This window comes from Heyndrickxia shackletonii, from assembly GCF_001420715.1.
Classification (GTDB): domain Bacteria; phylum Bacillota; class Bacilli; order Bacillales; family Bacillaceae_C; genus Margalitia; species Margalitia shackletonii.
In genome coordinates, this window is sequence record NZ_LJJC01000004.1 from 2,532,281 (window position 1) to 2,549,727 (window position 17,447).

At 36.3% G+C, this 17,447-nt stretch carries 15 protein-coding genes and 2 pseudogenes; 4 read left to right on the forward strand and 13 right to left on the reverse strand.

The features are described from left to right. Window positions 1–207: 207 nt before the first annotated feature. Window positions 208–1,680 carry a protein adenylyltransferase SelO gene (locus AN964_RS12065; RefSeq protein ID WP_055739917.1) on the reverse strand — a complete coding sequence of 491 codons (1,473 nt, stop codon included), beginning with the start codon at window positions 1,678–1,680 and terminating at the stop codon, window positions 208–210. 188 nt (window positions 1,681–1,868) lie between these two features. Here AN964_RS12065 and AN964_RS12070 point away from each other — a divergent pair, with 188 nt between their 5' ends. Next, on the forward strand, window positions 1,869–2,690 hold the full coding sequence (locus tag AN964_RS12070; protein WP_055739918.1) for a DUF3888 domain-containing protein: 822 nt from the start codon (window positions 1,869–1,871) through the stop codon (window positions 2,688–2,690). 232 nt (window positions 2,691–2,922) lie between these two features. Here AN964_RS12070 and AN964_RS26040 read toward each other — a convergent pair whose 3' ends face one another. From AN964_RS26040 to AN964_RS12080, 3 genes are all read right to left on the reverse strand, one after another. Further along, window positions 2,923–3,111 carry a hypothetical protein gene (locus AN964_RS26040; protein WP_152982380.1) on the reverse strand — a complete coding sequence of 63 codons (189 nt, stop codon included), beginning with the start codon at window positions 3,109–3,111 and terminating at the stop codon, window positions 2,923–2,925. A 57-nt stretch (window positions 3,112–3,168) separates the two neighbouring features. After that, the gene (locus tag AN964_RS12075; protein ID WP_055739919.1) at window positions 3,169–3,861 is read right to left on the reverse strand and encodes a DUF2726 domain-containing protein; all 693 of its coding nucleotides are present in this window, start codon (window positions 3,859–3,861) and stop codon (window positions 3,169–3,171) included. Between the two features lie 317 nt (window positions 3,862–4,178). Continuing rightward, the gene (locus tag AN964_RS12080) at window positions 4,179–4,895 is read right to left on the reverse strand and encodes a hypothetical protein (RefSeq protein ID WP_055739920.1); all 717 of its coding nucleotides are present in this window, start codon (window positions 4,893–4,895) and stop codon (window positions 4,179–4,181) included. An 817-nt stretch (window positions 4,896–5,712) separates the two neighbouring features. On the opposite strand from AN964_RS12080, the pseudogene AN964_RS27060 reads away from it, so the two are divergent. After that, a pseudogene (locus tag AN964_RS27060) lies at window positions 5,713–5,822 on the forward strand (S-ribosylhomocysteine lyase); the annotation flags it as partial. A gap of 342 nt (window positions 5,823–6,164) precedes the next feature. After that, window positions 6,165–6,539 (forward strand): protease inhibitor I9 family protein, encoded by a 375-nt coding sequence (locus AN964_RS12085; RefSeq protein ID WP_055741230.1) that lies wholly within the window; start codon window positions 6,165–6,167, stop codon window positions 6,537–6,539. Window positions 6,540–6,589: 50 nt separating this feature from the next. Here the strand turns inward: AN964_RS12085 and AN964_RS12090 are convergent, their stop codons facing one another. Then, a complete protein-coding gene (locus AN964_RS12090; protein ID WP_055739921.1) occupies window positions 6,590–10,240 on the reverse strand; it encodes a S8 family serine peptidase in 3,651 nt (1,216 codons plus the stop codon). A gap of 701 nt (window positions 10,241–10,941) precedes the next feature. Beyond that, window positions 10,942–11,040, reverse strand: coding sequence for an IS110 family transposase (locus tag AN964_RS26935; RefSeq protein WP_220096208.1), 99 nt, complete (start codon window positions 11,038–11,040; stop codon window positions 10,942–10,944). Window positions 11,041–11,043: 3 nt separating this feature from the next. On the opposite strand from AN964_RS26935, the pseudogene AN964_RS12095 reads away from it, so the two are divergent. Next, a pseudogene (locus AN964_RS12095) lies at window positions 11,044–11,262 on the forward strand (recombinase family protein); the annotation flags it as partial. Between the two features lie 464 nt (window positions 11,263–11,726). Here the strand turns inward: AN964_RS12095 and AN964_RS12100 are convergent. From AN964_RS12100 to AN964_RS12130, 7 genes are all read right to left on the reverse strand, one after another. Beyond that, a complete protein-coding gene (locus AN964_RS12100) occupies window positions 11,727–12,362 on the reverse strand; it encodes a DUF6518 family protein (RefSeq protein ID WP_055739922.1) in 636 nt (211 codons plus the stop codon). Between the two features lie 2 nt (window positions 12,363–12,364). Then, window positions 12,365–12,853, reverse strand: a complete 489-nt coding sequence (locus AN964_RS12105; protein ID WP_055739923.1) for a hypothetical protein — start codon at window positions 12,851–12,853, stop codon at window positions 12,365–12,367. Between the two features lie 863 nt (window positions 12,854–13,716). Then, the gene (locus AN964_RS12110; protein WP_055739924.1) at window positions 13,717–14,631 is read right to left on the reverse strand and encodes a ketose-bisphosphate aldolase; all 915 of its coding nucleotides are present in this window, start codon (window positions 14,629–14,631) and stop codon (window positions 13,717–13,719) included. Between the two features lie 26 nt (window positions 14,632–14,657). Further along, complete coding sequence (locus AN964_RS12115) at window positions 14,658–15,509, reverse strand: class II fructose-bisphosphate aldolase (protein WP_055739925.1); 852 nt, start codon at window positions 15,507–15,509, stop codon at window positions 14,658–14,660. Between the two features lie 27 nt (window positions 15,510–15,536). Further along, entirely contained in the window at window positions 15,537–16,631 is a 1,095-nt protein-coding gene (locus AN964_RS12120; protein ID WP_055739926.1) for a PTS fructose transporter subunit IIC, read from the reverse strand. Window positions 16,632–16,643: 12 nt separating this feature from the next. After that, window positions 16,644–16,961, reverse strand: coding sequence for a PTS fructose transporter subunit IIB (locus AN964_RS12125; RefSeq protein WP_055739927.1), 318 nt, complete (start codon window positions 16,959–16,961; stop codon window positions 16,644–16,646). Between the two features lie 11 nt (window positions 16,962–16,972). Further along, the gene (locus AN964_RS12130) at window positions 16,973–17,446 is read right to left on the reverse strand and encodes a PTS sugar transporter subunit IIA (protein ID WP_152982421.1); all 474 of its coding nucleotides are present in this window, start codon (window positions 17,444–17,446) and stop codon (window positions 16,973–16,975) included. Between the last annotated feature and the right edge of the window lies 1 nt (window position 17,447).

A 17,447-nucleotide genomic window follows, 5' to 3' on the forward strand; every position in this document is an offset into this window, starting at 1 on the left:
TATAACAAAGCCTTTCGAAAAAATACCATGTCGATTCTATGTATTCACAAATTTGGAACCGGAATAAATAGCGCAAGTGAGTGGATGATTTCTATCTTCTCGCTGGTTTTACACCCGTAAAAGCGAACCAGAGAAATCGTCCATGCACTAAAAAGGATGGCGGTGTTGTTTATGCCACCTAAGAAAAAAAGCACTTGATGGCTAACATCAAGTACCACAAAAGGTTTTGTATGGACAAGACGATGGTTCGGGCAATTTAGCATATTCAACCTGTTCCGCCGTGTGTGCGTATGGATTTGCCAAAACATCAAGAAGCTTTTTCATCACACTATAATCTCCATGTTCTGCAGCTTCTAATGCTTCCTCAACCCGATGGTTGCGCGGAATGACAGCTGGATTAGAGTTACGCATCAACTCTAGTGAGGAGGCTTTTGTTTCCTCCTGCCTTTTCAGTCGGGACTGCCAGCGCGCAAACCACTGTTCGAATTCTTTGTTACCAAAAAGATCAGTATCTTCCTTCCGATCAAACGTTAGTGCAAGGAAAGTATTCGTATAGTCCGCTTTATGCTTTTCCATCAAAGTGAGGAGGTCTCCAATAAGACTTTCATCGTCCCCCTCTTGGTTAAATAACCCTAGTTTCGCTCTCATTCCCGTGAGCCAATAGGATTGGTACAATTTACTAAAATCCGAAATGGCATCCTGGGCAAGTTTGAGAGCTTCTTTCTCATCATCATGTAACAGAGGTATGAGCGTTTCCGCAAATCTTGCGAGATTCCATGCAGCCATATAAGGTTGATTCCCATAGGCATAACGGCCTTGAATGTCAATCGAACTGAATACCGTTGCCAGGTCATAAGTATCCATAAAAGCACAAGGTCCATAATCAATCGTTTCCCCACTAATGGTCATGTTATCCGTATTCATCACTCCATGAATAAAACCAACCAGCTGCCATTTGGAAATCAGTTCCGCCTGTCGCCTAATTACTTCCTTTAACAACGATAAATATCTATTCTGACCAGCAACTATCTCCGGAAAATGCCGCTCTATCGTATAATCAGCCAAAGCTCGTAAATCATTAACCGTTCCCCGACTTAAAGCATATTGAAAGGTGCCCACACGCAAATGGCTTGCCGCAACACGTGTCATGATGGCACCCGTCAGTACAGTGTCACGGATAATCGACTCACCGGTTGTCACCACCGCTAGGCTTCGAGTAGTCGGAATACCCAATGCAAACATGGCTTCACTTATAATATACTCACGCAGCATTGGACCAAGTGCTGCCCTGCCATCTCCTCCGCGGGAATAAGGTGTTCTTCCCGAACCCTTCAGTTGTATATCCACCCGCTCGCCATGAGGAGTAATCTGTTCTCCAAGTAAGAGCGCTCGCCCGTCTCCCAGTATGGTAAAGTGTTCAAATTGATGACCTGCATAAGCCTGAGCAATCGGCAATGCGCCCTCTGGAACCCGATTACCAGCAAGTACTTCTACTCCTTCCTGACTATTCAATGCCTCTTCATTCAATCCAAGTGTTGCTGCTAATGGAGAATTGAAGATGATCATTTTGGGTGATCGTACAGGATTAAGATTCATCGCACTATAAAATAGTTTCGGAAGACGAGCATAACTATTGTCAAAGTTCCATCCTGTGTTGGTTGATGTGTTGTTGTTTGTCATTGGATCTCCTTTACTACTTTTTGACTTAGTATATGCTACTTTTAACTACTACCCGTAATGAAAACATTCATACTTTGATATTTTATATTATTTTCTTCTATATTACAAAATAATGGAAATCATCAAGATTTACAATGGAGGTAAAATAATGACAAGCAATTGAGCACTGCAATGGTTGTGAAAAGGTAATGAAAAAGTTCATAATAGTATTCATGGTATTTATAGGAATTTTCCTTCCGATTCCATTTGTAAAGGCAAATAATGTCTTAATGAAGTGGGAGGATGTTGCTTCGATGCAAATAAATCGCACTTCTGGAGAAACACGAACTTTCCATGAAAATGATGGTATGGAAGCATTCGTAATCCAAAAAGTGGTGGAGTGGATTAACACAGCAACCCCAGTAAAGAAAACAAAGGAATTAGATAATAGAAAAACTCCGATTGCTATATTAAAAATGAAAATGAAAAACGGCGATGTTGCTATAGTAGAAACCGCATATGACTGCCATGTGCAACATCAAACAAAATTTTGTGCACTGGTAGATGGGGATGTCATCCTTACCCACCATAATCAAAAGACTCGATTGAAATCAGTTGAGTTTTTTGACTGGCTTCTGACAGGGTGGAAACATGAAAGTACGACGCCCCCTCAAGATACGAAGGAAATGATGGTCCATGATATATTAATGATCTTATTAGGTCGGGAAATAGATAAAGCAGTGAACCATTATTACTCTAAATATTTAAATTACTCACCGTCGGTCTACCCTTACCAAATTGAAATCGTAAAAATAGAAAGAATTGGTGGATACCGTACCTTTCATTTTTTCATCACATTAGAAGCTACCCCCGTGGTTGGACCACATATTTCAGTAGGAAAAGACAGATTGACTTTTGAAATCGCACCAACCATCATTCCTAGTCAAATTAAATTAAAGAAATTTGAACATCTTGAAACACATGAACTTCCTCCGCATTGGCAGGACATTATTAAACAGAATGAGCGGTAAACAAGTCGCTGAATGAACATCTTTTGTTGAATAACAACTGATTATTAGACTCTTCCATATTAAATGATGTTTTTGCCCTCTGACTATATAGTAGGGCATTTCCTCTCTCAATTTCATCTTCGTTTTAAGATTCCTTTTGTATTTGCGTTACTCCTAATATTGTGCAAGATATATTCCTTAGTTAGCTTTTCTATTTAGATAAAACACTCTTTTGCTAAATGGAAAAATCCTGCTAGTTAGCCGAATCTTTTTCCTTTGATGACTGTCTTGCCGAGTAAATAAAGGAGCCTATCATCAATAAAACACCGAATATTATTAGGAGTTGCGCAGGCAAAACTGTTACGGATAGCCCTTTAGCTAAATAGTATAGCTGTGATCCTAGTAACAAGCATATTAAACCGTTAATAAAATACTTAAACATTGAAAAACTCCCTGTCTAGTATATTTTTTTGGAAAAGCATACGGATGATCCTTTGTTTTACTTTATAGTATGAATTTGATCATCGTTTATGTATGCAATCTCCCTACACCGAGGAAAATTCGTACATCCATAAAACTGTTTCCCTTTATTGGATCCGCTTTTTACCGTTCGCAAAACGAAAGGCGCTTGGCATTTTGGACATAATGGAGTTTGATTCATGTTGAATTGTTCCTCTATTGGAGTTTCTTTTATATCCGTTGCTTCATGATGAAAGATAATTGAATGGAGTTTTTCTTCTACTTCGGAAAGTGTGTAACTCTTTTTATTCGTAAACCTAATGAGACTTAGTTTTGCCGTTTTAAATAATTGATTCACAAACTCATCTCGTTTTACCCGGTCCTCCCTTCCATGAGAACGGTCATCTAATTCGATTCCACAAACGGGTTGCAGCGTTTTAGCCGAGCAAATGAGGAAATCCACGTGTTTTCTACTAATCTTATTTAAATAGGAATAATAGCTGCTTTTATCCTTTTCATTTACAAAAAATATATCTTGCAAAGAAACTTTAGGACAAATAATGAATTGGTTTGGAATGACCTGAGATAGAATGTTAAAAAAGGATAATTCAGACGGCGATAAAAAGTCGTCTCTTAATTTATACGGAAATTTTTCTTCTTTATTTTTGTCGCTTTTTGTAATTCCGAATATTCGGAACAAAAAGCCTAAACATCCTGGATTGTCGGTAGCCATGAATTACCTCCATTTGCTCTCATTATTATTAGGATTCTAGCAATCATTCAGATAATCAATGCATAATACAAGCATTAATTACATTATACTACAAATTAAGGTTTATTTTTACAAATTTTTCGATAAAAAGTCTCATCAGCATGGGAGTATCGGATTATAAAAATCCCTTCTGAGATGTAAAGATACAGAAGGGATTTTCATAATATATGATAGAGTAATAGATCTACTATCTCTAAAAGTTTAATCATTAACTATCTATGATTTTTCCTACATTTGCGGCCGTTAAAGGAATATCTCAAGAACATATTTTGTCTCGCTTAAATGGACAAATCAAATGATAGAAACTCAGGCAGTTGTTTTTCATGTTTGTCGAGCATAATCTGTTCTGGCTTGATGCCCTGCTCACGAAGTACTTCAATGTTCTGCATGAGGAATTCGTCGCTGCCGACAACATAGAAGATTCCATCCTTATCTGCAGCAAGATTTTTCACTTCTTCATAGTAGTCTTTACGGTTATCGACGAACTGTGCCGTGAACTTCTTCTCAGGTGCGGATTTAAAAATATTAGTGAATAAGAAATCTTTTGATGAATCGATGTTCAGGGAATGAATTTGATTGACGTTGTCAGCACGTTCAAAATATTCAATTACAAGCGGTCTGAAAGTTGCCAGGCCGACACCTGATGACAGCAGGTAAATATTTTTGTCTTCTCTTTTAAGCGGTACATTCGAATGAGTTTTAAATATGGCAACTTCATTGCCGACTTCAAGATTTCTTAAAATCGATTTAAACTCAGAGCACTGCTCTCTGATACGTGTTGTAATACCGATTGCATTTTCATGCGGTAAAGTAGAGATGGACATATGACGAATCAGGCTGCGGTTTGGTTTATCTCCGGCATTAAAACCTTCCAGTGCGAAGTGGGTGTGGGAACCTTCTTCCCATGTAAAGTCTTCCGGACAGTCGAGTAGGTACGTTTTAACCTCAGACGTTTCTTCCATAATCTTATTTATTTTAGTCCAGTAAATTTGCATTATTTATTCTCCTTACTCCATTATATGTGTTGTTACAATCTACTATACAATAATTGATAACAATTCTCAATTAAAAGGAGTGATTATTTCTGATAATAATGTGATTTTAATTTACTGATAATTTATAAAGTAGTTCATTAAACGCTAAAGCGAGTTTGATCAATAAGCGGAAAATTTCCTCTTAATTTGAAAATAGCACTGAAAATGGCTTAAATAGACGGAAGAATTCCGACTATTGACTCGAAAAACGTGAAAATAGGTAATTTTCCTTTGCTTAATCGGAAATTTTCCGCTTATATACCCCGAACCAAACTGTATTCTACAGTTTAGCCGGAAATTCTCCGCTTATTTTAAATATTACATCTATTTTTTCAATCACTAACAATAAGAACATAAATGAGCAAAAAATGTACTTAAATTCTGGTTTATCCTTTTTTACATACCAAACTAAGTATTCTAAGAAGAAAGTGAGGTCATATGATATATTAACAATTTAATCCGAGAAGAGTTGATCCATGTTCTATAATCAATTTAAGCTGCAAAATCGACAATACCCACAAATTCCGCAAAACACGCGAATCACACATTATCCACAAAATCAAAATAAGAATTGTCAGTTGCCCCAACAAAATTTATTTTCCACCAACAATATAACACTTTCCTGACATTAAGCTACAGCTTTAAGGATACAAATAAATGTGTGCTTACTAGTCAAGCTTAGGAAGGTCCTTTTTATATTGAAAACCCTCCGATACGCCAAAATATTCGTGAAAACCGGTTTGGAGAGGACCTCGTGCTTCGAGGAATTATTTCTTGAAACGAGGTGCAATGTGGTTGGGCAGCTAGTCACTGTCTTGAAGGCGCACAAGAGCTCGCCCGCGAATTACTTGCTAAAAAGATGAGTGGAAAGAAATTTTTGTAGATTAATAGGAACGGATTATTTTCAAAGTAATCAACACACATAACGATGGACTCTATGATTTTGAATAAATGGAAGGATACTTAAAATTTCTTTCCTTATAAGTAATTATATTCAATTTATTAACCCTTGCAGGAATCCTGTCACTTTCCAAAGTATATATTTTATAATAATAAAAAAGGGAAAGCCTATAATTATCCTATATAAGAAAGGATATTATAGCTGTGGAAAGAAGAAGGTACCATTTTTTATTGTTCATTTTTCCTTTATTACTAGCAGGGTGTGGAGTATCCAATCTTCAAGATCATAAGGATGTAACGTTGAGGCATAAAAGCGAGGGGGAAGAAGTGATGACATCAGCTTTATACATTGACCCAAAGATTAATATGAATAGTGAAAAAACAGTTTCAATTATTATTCACTTTAAAACAAAACCAGCCAAAGCGGCTGTTGCATTAGCAGAAGCAAAGGGTGTTCCTTTAACATTAGAACAAGCTCAAAAAGATGTAGAAGAGAGTCATTCACGTTTTCAGGAAGATTTAAAAAGACTATTAGATCAAAACCAGATATCTTATTCTATCACTTACACCTATACAACTGCATTTAACGGAGTTTCCATGAAGCTGCCAGGGACTGCAATAAAAACATTGCTGCAATCTAAAGAAATAGACGCAATTTACGCAAATCAAGAGTACCATCTTGATCCACCACTAAAACCAATGTAAGGACAAGGGGACAGGCACCTCTCCCTGTCCCTGTTCCTTCGTCCCGTTTATTATTTTTGAACGGTTAGTTTAGTAGATTCACTAATATTTCCTGCTTTGTCTGTTGCTGTAACTGTTAATGTTGTTCCGTCTTTTTGCGTTTTAATTGGAATACTAAAGTTGCCATGTTTGTCTGCTTTTCCGAAGCCAAGTTCCGTTTTATCATTATAAATCGTTACTGTTGAGTCTGCCTCTGCTGTACCTGTTACTTTTTTATCCTTTTCAGATACAGGATCAACTTTTGGTGCTGATGGTGCAGTTTTATCTATAACTGTGACTTTCGTTTCCTTACTTACACCCGCCGTATTTCTTGCTGTAACCGTTAGTTTTGTTCCAGCATTTTGTTTGCTAATTGTTACGCTAAATGTGCCGTTTTTAGCTGTAACATCTGATCCTAAATTCACTTTTTTATCAAACACTTCGATGGTAGAACCTTTTTCTGCTGTACCTGTTACTGTTGTGTCATTGTCTGAAACTGGATTTACACCTGGTGCTTTAGGTGCTTTTTTACTTGGTGGTTCTTGTTGTTCTTCTTCAATTTTAAGCTCTTTTTCCGTTACATTCCCTGCATAGTCAGTAGCTATGATCTTAACCATTTTACCGATTAAATCAGGGATTGTTACAGTATATGAAGTAGCATCGGTCGCTGCTATTGAGCCAATTTCCTTACCATCTACAAGAACTGTAAAATAGTTGATTCCACTGCCATCTTTGTCACTAGCATTAAATAAAAGAGAACTAGTCTCCGGATTATAAGCTAAATAACTAATTTCAGGAGCTTTCGTATCCACAATCACTGGTACTTTTACTACTTGTGGTTCTTTTCCTGGGTAATCTACTTGTGTTTTAATTTGATAGAAGTATTGGCCATCTGGAACCACTTGGTTGCTTTGATTTTTGCCGTCCCAAGCTGTATTTTTCAGATTATAATTATACATATTGTTAGTGCCTTGAACAGAAGTATCATAATAATTCTTTCTTTTGAAATTCTGTTTATACAAATTACGAATTTCATTATTTTGTGCGTCTAAAATACTGTACTCCACAACAGTACTATTTCTTAAGAAAGTTAGTACAGGAGCAACTTTATCATTCGAGTTGCCTTCATTTGGAGAAATCGCAATTTTATTTTTATTAAAAGTCTTAGTTACTGGATTTTGGCCTAAATATTGTGTAGATCCATTAATCATCCCTGCGGCTCCATAGAATGATCCCTTATCGTAAATCATTGGGTCAAGAATCGGAGCTTTATTCCAATCCCCTTTAAATCCTACATATGGAATAGATAGGTTAGGTATTCCTGATTCTTCATCAGTTGTAAATGTGACAAACCCCTCTACAAAATAACCATTTACCATTAATGCAGATAATGCAGCATCTGCTTTGGACAGGTCAATTGTTATTGTAACATCCACAGACTCATGGCTTGGGATTGTTAACACAGGTTTATCAATTTTTACATCTGCATCTTTAATTACTTGTGTACTTAATTGATTTTTGCCATTTGTCACGGCATCTGTTAATGGTTTTGTATCTACATGATACGTAACATCCCTATCACTAAAGTTTGTTGCCGCTAGTGTAAAGGAAACCGTGTTTGCACTAATTTCTTTAAGTGCTACTTTTCCTTGATCTGTTCCTTTATTCGTTACATATACTGGTGTTTCTACAGCAGCATCCAGCTTCATTAAGCCGGCACCTTGTCTTCGTGGAGAATAATATCTATCAGCTCGGTCCTTTACCGGAATGGCTGAATTCATCATCAGTAGCTTTGCTCTATTTACTTTGTCAGCACCATCTAAGTCAGGGAAGTCTTTTTGCACTCTTTGTAATACAAGGGCTGAGCCTCCTGAAACGTGCGGTGCTGCCATAGATGTTCCACTTTTTATTCCATACTTATTATTATTTAATGTTGAATAGATTTGACCACCAGGAGCTGTAATTTCTGGTTTAAAATCTAAATTTGGTGTTAATCCCCATGAAGTAAAATCACTCATTTGTCCTGCACTAGGATTCACCATTTCACTTTTTTTGCCTGTAAACGTAATTTCAACCTTTTTCTTTGCATCAATGGCTTCTTTTAATTTCCCGCCATCCATTTGTTGAAGAAATAACTGCGGTATAGTAATAGCCGGGTCAGATGCCATACTCACGATACCACTTTGGTTATTGTAAATAATGATACCTGCTGCTCCTGCTTTTTGTGCATTCAATGCTTTGTCCACAAAACCTATATCGCCACGTTGAACCAATGCATACTTACCTTTAAAATCTTGTCCTTCAAATTCTCCTGGATTACCTAGTCCTGCCGCTAAAATCTGAAATGATTTTTTCTCGACATCATTTGGATGTGTTTGACTTGCTGATAAAAATCCTAGAGATGCTTTTACATCACCATCAATCGCATATGTCAATCCATCTACCATCATATGAGTATTTTCAAGAGAAGCCACAGAAATGGATTCTTTTGTTACACTTGGTGAACCAACGACTCCAATATCAGGGTTTGAAGCTAGCGGATTACCAAAACTACCGGCAAAATTATTAGAATTTCCCGCAGAAATGGACATGACTACCCCATTATTTACCGCTCTTTTAATCGCCATTTGTTCAGGGCCATTTGGATCGACAAACCCAGCAGTAGAACCTAAACTCATGTTTAACACATCGGCACCTAATATAATGGCGTCGTCAATCGCTTTAATATAAACATCTCCGCTTGTTGTAGATATTTCAGGATTATTCCCAAAGACTTTAAGTGCCAATAATTGTGCTTCTGGAGCTATCCCTTTTATACCGCCATTGTCCTCATCACCGTTTGCCGCTACTGTACCAGCTACATGCATACCATGCATGGATAATTTAGGATTGGTATCGATAATATCATCATTTTTATCGAAATAGTTATACCCATACGGTACTTTTGCAGTGTAGTATTTACCTGGTAATTCATCTGCTTTCGCTTTAGACTTTGCTTCTAAAAGAGATGCTTCTGTTATTTTTGGCTTTGTTCCTTCCGATAGCATCATATCTTTATGAGTTGAGTCAATTCCGGAATCGATAATTCCGACAATCATCCCCTCACCTTTGAAATCTAGTGATTGCCAAGCCTCTCTTGCCCCTACTTGATCTTTACTAGTCACCATATTTGGTGTTACCGGTGCTTCATATTCGTTGACAAGATAAACACCTGATACATTTGGAAGCTTTTCTAGCTCTTTAATTTCACCATATTCAATTGTTCCACTTACACCATTTATTACAGTTGTAAATTTATTTTTAATAGAAAGATTTATTTTTTTGCTTTTTAATGTAGAAAGAAAATTATTTTGTTCTTTCACTACTACTGTCTGTAGGGAATCTTTTTTAGATTCTGATAAATCTTTATATCGAACTCCCTGTTTAGTAGCAGTTTCTATTGCAGGTTTCTCCTTAAGCTCAACAATAACTCGAACTTTATCACTATCTTTATAGGTGTCTGTTTCATTAGAAGAAGATGGAACTTTCTTGAAATCTAACGACTTTGTCAATGATGTTATTAATTCTGATGAATGGTTCTCTTCAGCCTTTGCCCCTCTAACACCTAAAAATGCGTTGGAGAAGGCTAATAAGAGCACAAGCATACTAAATACGATTCTCTTTGTTTTCTTAAAACTTTTCACATTCTTCCCCCCAATGTTTTAGTTTTGCGACATAATTCATATAAGCTACGTTCATACTCCGACTTTTCGTAGAATTATATTAATAGAAAAATAATATCTTCTAGTTAAAGAGAGTAAAAAATAGCATTATGCCCAGAATTTATAAGTTTCGAACCTACCCCCCTTTTTTTATAAAAAAGTACAATATAGGAAATATCCACCTATATGAAATAAATTTATCCTTTTTCGATCGTCACGTAAATCTGAATATACCAAATTGATTAAATTGTCCTAATATTAATTCATTTATCAAATCTATTAATAGGACTTTAGTTAGTTAGTAGTTTGAAAGTGCACTGATTATCGTCATACGTATAAATAGGCATAACAAAATAAAACTACTGATAAGCAGATTTTAAAAATTAGAGTTAAAGTATCAAGTATGTTTACGCTTATCGAGGATTTGATAGCCTAGGGTTTCCAGGTATCGTATAGCCATTTCTTCTGTGTTCTGTGAAATATAGGTTGGTTTTTGCTTATGATTCAATATTATATAGCTCCTCGTTAAATAGCTCATTTTTATCGAGCATATGGTAAATACAAACGCTAAGTTTATGTGCAACTGCAATAATTGCCTTTTTGTGTCCTCTTCGTTTCTTGATTTGGTCATATCCGATTTTGAAGTAAGGACACGTCTTACTCCGAATAACCGCATTGGCACATTAAACCAGTAATGGCTTGATGTAAACACCGGCTCGTGAAATACGAACTGATTTTTTCTTTTCGGCACTTTCAATGTTTTGTGGTGTAAGTCCTGCCAAAGAAGAACCTCTACGGGCAAAGCCATGTTCCAAATGATGTGTGTCATTGCTAAATTAGAAAGAAACCATATTGTTGAAAGAGTAAAGGAAGGACTTGAAGCAAGTAAAAGACGTGGGAGATCATTAGGTAGACCCAAGTTGGATAAAGAAAAGCTTGCTTTTGCGCTGCGGATGTATGATAGTGAAGAATATTCTATAAAGGAGATAGTCTCAGCTACTTGAATATCTCAAGGTTCTTTATATAGAGCAGTCAACAGAAGGAGGCTTGCTCTCGAAGCCGTTGATTACTGAGCAAGGCTAAGGTAGTGGACACATCAGCGTAACGAGCAACGCGAATGTCATAAGACATACATAGCCCTGTTGAGGAAGATTTCATCGGATCATTGCCCTTTCGGTTCAAATGTTGTGGTTAACTTGCTTCTGACCATAAGTTTAGCAGTAAAGATACGCTGTGTGTCTCTTCAGGAGATAATTTGCTTTGGTTTTAAGTGTTATTTTGCGCATCCAACTTTAAAAACCAAGCTATCTTCACATGAGAAGATTAGCTGGGTTTCTTAATATTTACATCCAATCATTTTTAGAAAAATTCGGATCTGCCTAGTAAAAAAAACGACTGCTTTTTGTTCCCGCAATAGCTCCCTTTTCTAGAACGAAGAAATAAATGTCTTTATATTGTTAATCGGGAATTAGACTCCGAATGACTGGATACAGGCAACGCCCAATAACGCCAGCATAATAGCTACTACTAGTAATGTGATCGCATACACCCTACGTCCCGATTTCTCCATACGAATCATTAGTGTGACCAAAACGATTACAGGAATCACAACAACGGAATGCTCCAACCAGCCGCCTTGCCCGATTCTTTCAATTTTAAGTGCCTCTGGCAGTAACCAAGCGATTGGTGCAACGAGACATGTATCTCCGAATATTCCCGGCTTATGTGTCATAGCCGCAATTACACCGAGGACAGGGGAAATTGGGAGAGCAGCAATTAGCCAAGGTACGGTTTGTCGCCAACCTGCTTCAATAGGTAAATTTTTTTGTAAAATGAATAAGAAATAATAGAAAAAGAGCCACGTAATAAGATAAACATAGATAGAAATGATTCCTATAACTATTGCCTTCCTAGGCTTTTTTTCTTCTTTTGATATGAAAGCCGCAAGAAAGTAACCTACCATCACCCAAGGTGCGGTCGAACCTCCTAGTGTCATTAGGGGGTCAGGCAACTGCCATATTAATTGAGCAAAAACACCCAAACAAGCGCCTATAAGAAAAACAATAAATAATAGAGTCGGTAATGATGTCCGATAATAGTTCATTTTTATTGTCCCTTACAGTTAAGCTCAAAATATTGTTTCATTTCATCCATATTCCCATGCTTAGCATTTTGAAGCATTTGATCAGAACCCAGTTTAGAATCGGGGGTAAGAGAACTAGTATAGAAATACTTTGAATGAACGGTAAAGGCATTTTCAAGAGCCTCTTGATGTTCACTTTCGTTTAATTTTGAGTCTATAGAGCGATCAACCCAAGAACAAAACCAATACATATCAGCCCGAATTTTTCCATGTCCTTTTCCAAATCCAATTTTACTTCCATCTGATTCTTCAGAAGGGATAGGCGGTTTATCTGGCCATTGCCATCCTGGGGCCAATTTAATAGATGCAGCCTCTTTTTTATATTCTTCAATAGCTTGTTGTGGGGTTAACGTTTTGTTTGTTCCATTATATTTCAGACCAAAATAAATAATGGGGGTAATGATAAATAGGAAAGCAACAGAACAAAAGAGAATAAGGCGTTTATTTTTCAAGAAGATCCTCCTCCGATATATAGCTTTTTCTTATTATTTCTTCCACTAAGCGAATGAAAATTTCTCATAAAATCGAAGTACCAACAAAATATTTATCCAACAAAATGGCCCTATTGTGGTACATCTTTTATTCCGTTAAAACGCCCGATAACGGAATAAATTAATATTTTTAACTAAAGATTTCCGTTCCTTCTAATTACTTAACAATTCCGTTGTTCTGTTTGATCAATTCCAAAAGGCCTTCAGGAACAAGTCGTAATTCACCGCTTTGAAACTTACTTGTAGGCAATCGCATAACTTTAAATATTTTTCCGTCATCTTCCTTACCTTCAAACAAGTCCTTGGTATAAAAAGAAGTATCAACAAAGGATGCATCGTATACCTGTACAATCTCATGGCCTATTTAGCCGTTAAAAGAGCTTATATCCAAGTTTTCCTTCTTGATATTCTCTAACTACCATCAGTTTAAATTTCTTACTATATTTAGCCATAAATAAACACCCCAAAGGTTAGATATTTACTCTAACTTTTGGGGTGCAGTATACTACCTATTAACCGACAGGGAGGTTTACTTTTCTTTTATGATTATAACAATCAAGCGCTATACAAAATTGTAAAAGAAGCAGTCAATCTTGCAAAGAAAAATGAAAAAGTTACTCCCCATTGGTTACCGCATACGTATATTACCATTTTAATTGAAATTAATGTACCATTTTGTAAAAGAATGGGCAGGGCATTCTGATATCTCTACTATATCTAAAACGAATTAATCATGATAATACGCATGTTCATTTAAATAAATTGATCCTTATAAAGAGTACTGAACGGATAACAAAATTACCCGTTCAGTCTCACCAAAAATTTTACTTGTATAAGCCACTAGTTGTAACCAAATCTTCTTGTTTTCTCGAAGCTTTTTCATATAATTTTGCTTTACCTACAGAATTGAATAGGTTCATTTTTTGGTTAATCACTTTACGTGCAGCCATAATACAATCTGGATAAATTACATTTGGATCCCAATACTCAGTAGTGCTAAGAATATCCCGAGCCTTTGCAAAATAAGCATATTTCATATCACTAGAAATATTTATTTTACTTACTCCAAGTGTTATGGACTGAGCAACTTCACTGTCCGGGTTAGAGGAACCCCCATGTAGTACTAATGGAATACTTACAAGCTTATTAATTTCTTCTAAAATATCCATTTGTAATTGTGGTTTGATATTCTTTGGATATATCCCATGAGCTGTTCCGATTGCAACTGCTAATGAATCTACACCTGTTCGCTCCACAAAGTCTTTTGCTTCCGCAGGGTTTGTATATGTAACCTCAGTAACCCCACCTTCAACTGAGTTTCCTGTGCTTCCAATGGTACCTAACTCGCCTTCAATCGACACCCCTACCGCATGAGCAATTTCAGCTGCTTTCTTTGTTAATTCCACATTTTCTTTATATGGAAGTAACGAACCGTCAATCATTACTGAAGTAAAACCGCACCGAATAGCTCTTAATACATCCTCAATAGAACCACCGTGATCCAAATGAATAACAAATGGCACATGACTTTCATACACACGGTGCCTTACATATGAAAAAAATTCATCCGTCAAAAATTCTAATTCAGATGGATGGATTGCTATTATTGCTGGAGAATTGGAACTCTCTGCTTCTTCAACAACTGCTCTTAAAAATGAACTATCAGCGACGTTAAATGCCCCTACTGCAAATTTATTTTCATTTGCTACTTTCAATAATTGCTTCATAGTTAATAACATTATAAAAACACTTCTTTCTTTTATTTTTATAGAGATTTACCAGTTGATTTTGAAAGTTCGATATAATATTTAACCGCTTCTTTACCTGCATCTACTGTACTGTGTATCAAATCAAAATAATTAATTGTTGGTTCCATATCTAGATGATGCTGAATATCCATAACCTGTGCTTTCATAAAATCAGAGCCTACATTAATCTTATTAATGCCTAATTCAATAGACTTTCTAATATTTTCTTCACCACAGCCAGATCCTCCATGCAATACCAATGGAATGTTTGTTTCACGCTTTATTTTTTCTAGGATATCAAATCGAAATGAAGGTACAAAGCCGTCAGGATAGTTACCGTGACTTGAACCATATGAAATAGCTAAAGCATCGACACCAGTTTTTTTAACAAAGACAATGGCAAGTTCAGGGTCTGTATACATATTATCGCTTGTCATGATATTTCTTGCTGCTCCAATGTTCCCTATCTCTGCCTCTACACTTGCGTTGTATGTTTGGGCAAATTCCACCATATTTCTAGTTATTTTGATATTTTCTTCAATTGGATAAGCAGAGGCATCCATCATGACACTTGAGAAACCATCTTGTAAACATCTCTTAACAAAGCCAATATCTTGACCATGATCCAAATTTATAGCTACCTCAACACTGGATTCAATTGCCATTTGAATAATAGGTTTTGTTAATAAATGACTTCCCAAATGCTCCTTTAAATGCTCTTGCAATAAATCGATGATAATTGGTGCCCTTAGTTCTTGAGCCGCTTGTATTACAGCTTTAGCCGTTTCAAGATTAAAACAATTAATAGCCATCACCGCATATTTACCTTTATTTGCTCGTTCAAGCATTCCTTTCATAGAAACATACATTTTACATCCCCCATGCAGTCTATTTGATTATGAAATTCTTATACCGGATAAATCCATTTCCTCTTCCTCTTCATCAAATGAATAACTATCCACATCACTTTCAACCGGCTCTTTTTTCCATAAAAATAGCATTATTCCTGTGACAACAGAACCAATAAATAAGGCTAAAGTGAATAACAATGGATGATTCATGGCTGGGACAATAAACATTCCTCCTGATGGAACTGGTGAACCCACGCCCCACATCATAGATAAGCCTCCACCAACAGCTGCTCCAATAGTACAAGAGGCTACGACACGAAGTAAATCAACGGCAGCGATTGGAATGACACCTTCAGTAATCATACAAATACCCATTGGAAATGCAATTTTAATATTATCTTCTTCTTTCTTGGTATATCTCTTCTTCCGAAACGATTTTGCCAAAATCCATGAAATTGTTACACCGAACGGAGGAACCATTGAGGCAAGTATTTTTACAGCTTCAGGTTCATAGACCCCTTCTAGTAATAGGCCATCTGCAAATAATGAAGCTACTTTATTTACAGGTCCTCCAAAATCAAATGCGGCCATTCCACCTAAAATTGCACCAAAGACGAATTTCATAGATCCTTGCATATTAGTTAAGAAAGAGGTCAATCTTTCCGTTGCCCAAACTATCGGAACACCTAAAACAAAAAACATTAACAATCCTACTATCAAACTAGAAATAAGCGGGATAATCATCATTGGCATTAAACCTTCCGCCCATTTTGGAACTTTTAAATGGTTTTTAAGAAATGAAACGAAATATCCTACAATAAAGCCACCTAACATTCCCCCTAAAAACCCTGCACCTATTGTATTTGCAATCAAACCCATTAATAAACCCGGTGCAATACCCGGACGGTCAGCAATAGAGTAAGCAATTGCACCAGAAATGACTGGTGCCAATAGACCCATACCTAAAACTCCAAGGGAGACAAGTGCTGATGGTATGGAGAAGCTCTCTTTATAATTTTCAATAACTGTTCCGCCCGTTAAGTTTCCAATTGCAATAAGCAAACCCGATGCTACAACTAGAGGTAACATATACGAAATAGCAGTTAATGCATGCTTTTTTATTTGCAGCCTTTTTAACATACCAGCTCCTCCTTATTTGCCACTATTTAATTCTTCTTCGATTTTTTTAAATAATTGTTTAGGTGCTTTAATAGCGATATTTGTTGGAATTTCAATTATTCTTTTACCTCGAAATCTCTCCTTTCCACTTACCTTAATATCTGCTGCAATAATGACTAAATCAGCAGCAGCAATTTCTTCCTTTGTTAATTCATTCTCAATTCCAATTGTCCCTTGTGTTTCAATACTCACTGTGTGTCCTAATTCTTGCCCCACTTTGACTAATTTTTCTTTTGCAATATAAGTATGTGCAATACCAGCTGTACAGGCAGAAATTCCAACAATATTCATACTATTTCCTCCTAATCATAGTTTTTTGACAATAGTTTAATTAATTCTTGCTTTGTTTTGACACTTTGTAGACTCTGAATAACTTCATCATCTGCTAATAAAGTTGCAACCTTTTGTAATAATTTAATATGGACTGTAGTTGAATCAGAAGTCTTAACAGCAAATAGAAAAATAATATCGATTGGGTTTCCATCTAGGGATTCCCATTCCAATGGCTGTTTTGTACGACCAATAACCAATGAGGTTTTGATCACACTCTCTGATTTTCCATGTGGAATCGCTATGCCTTTTTCAAGTCCTGTTACACCTTGACTCTCGCGATACAACACATCCTTAATGAAGCCTTTCTCACTATCAATACAATGATTCCTATACAATAAATGTGTCATTTCTTCTATAACTTCCAATTTAGAAGTGGCCTTTAAGTTTAAATCGATTAAGTCCTCTGTTATGACTTTACTTATTTCTAAATCTTCCAATCGTATA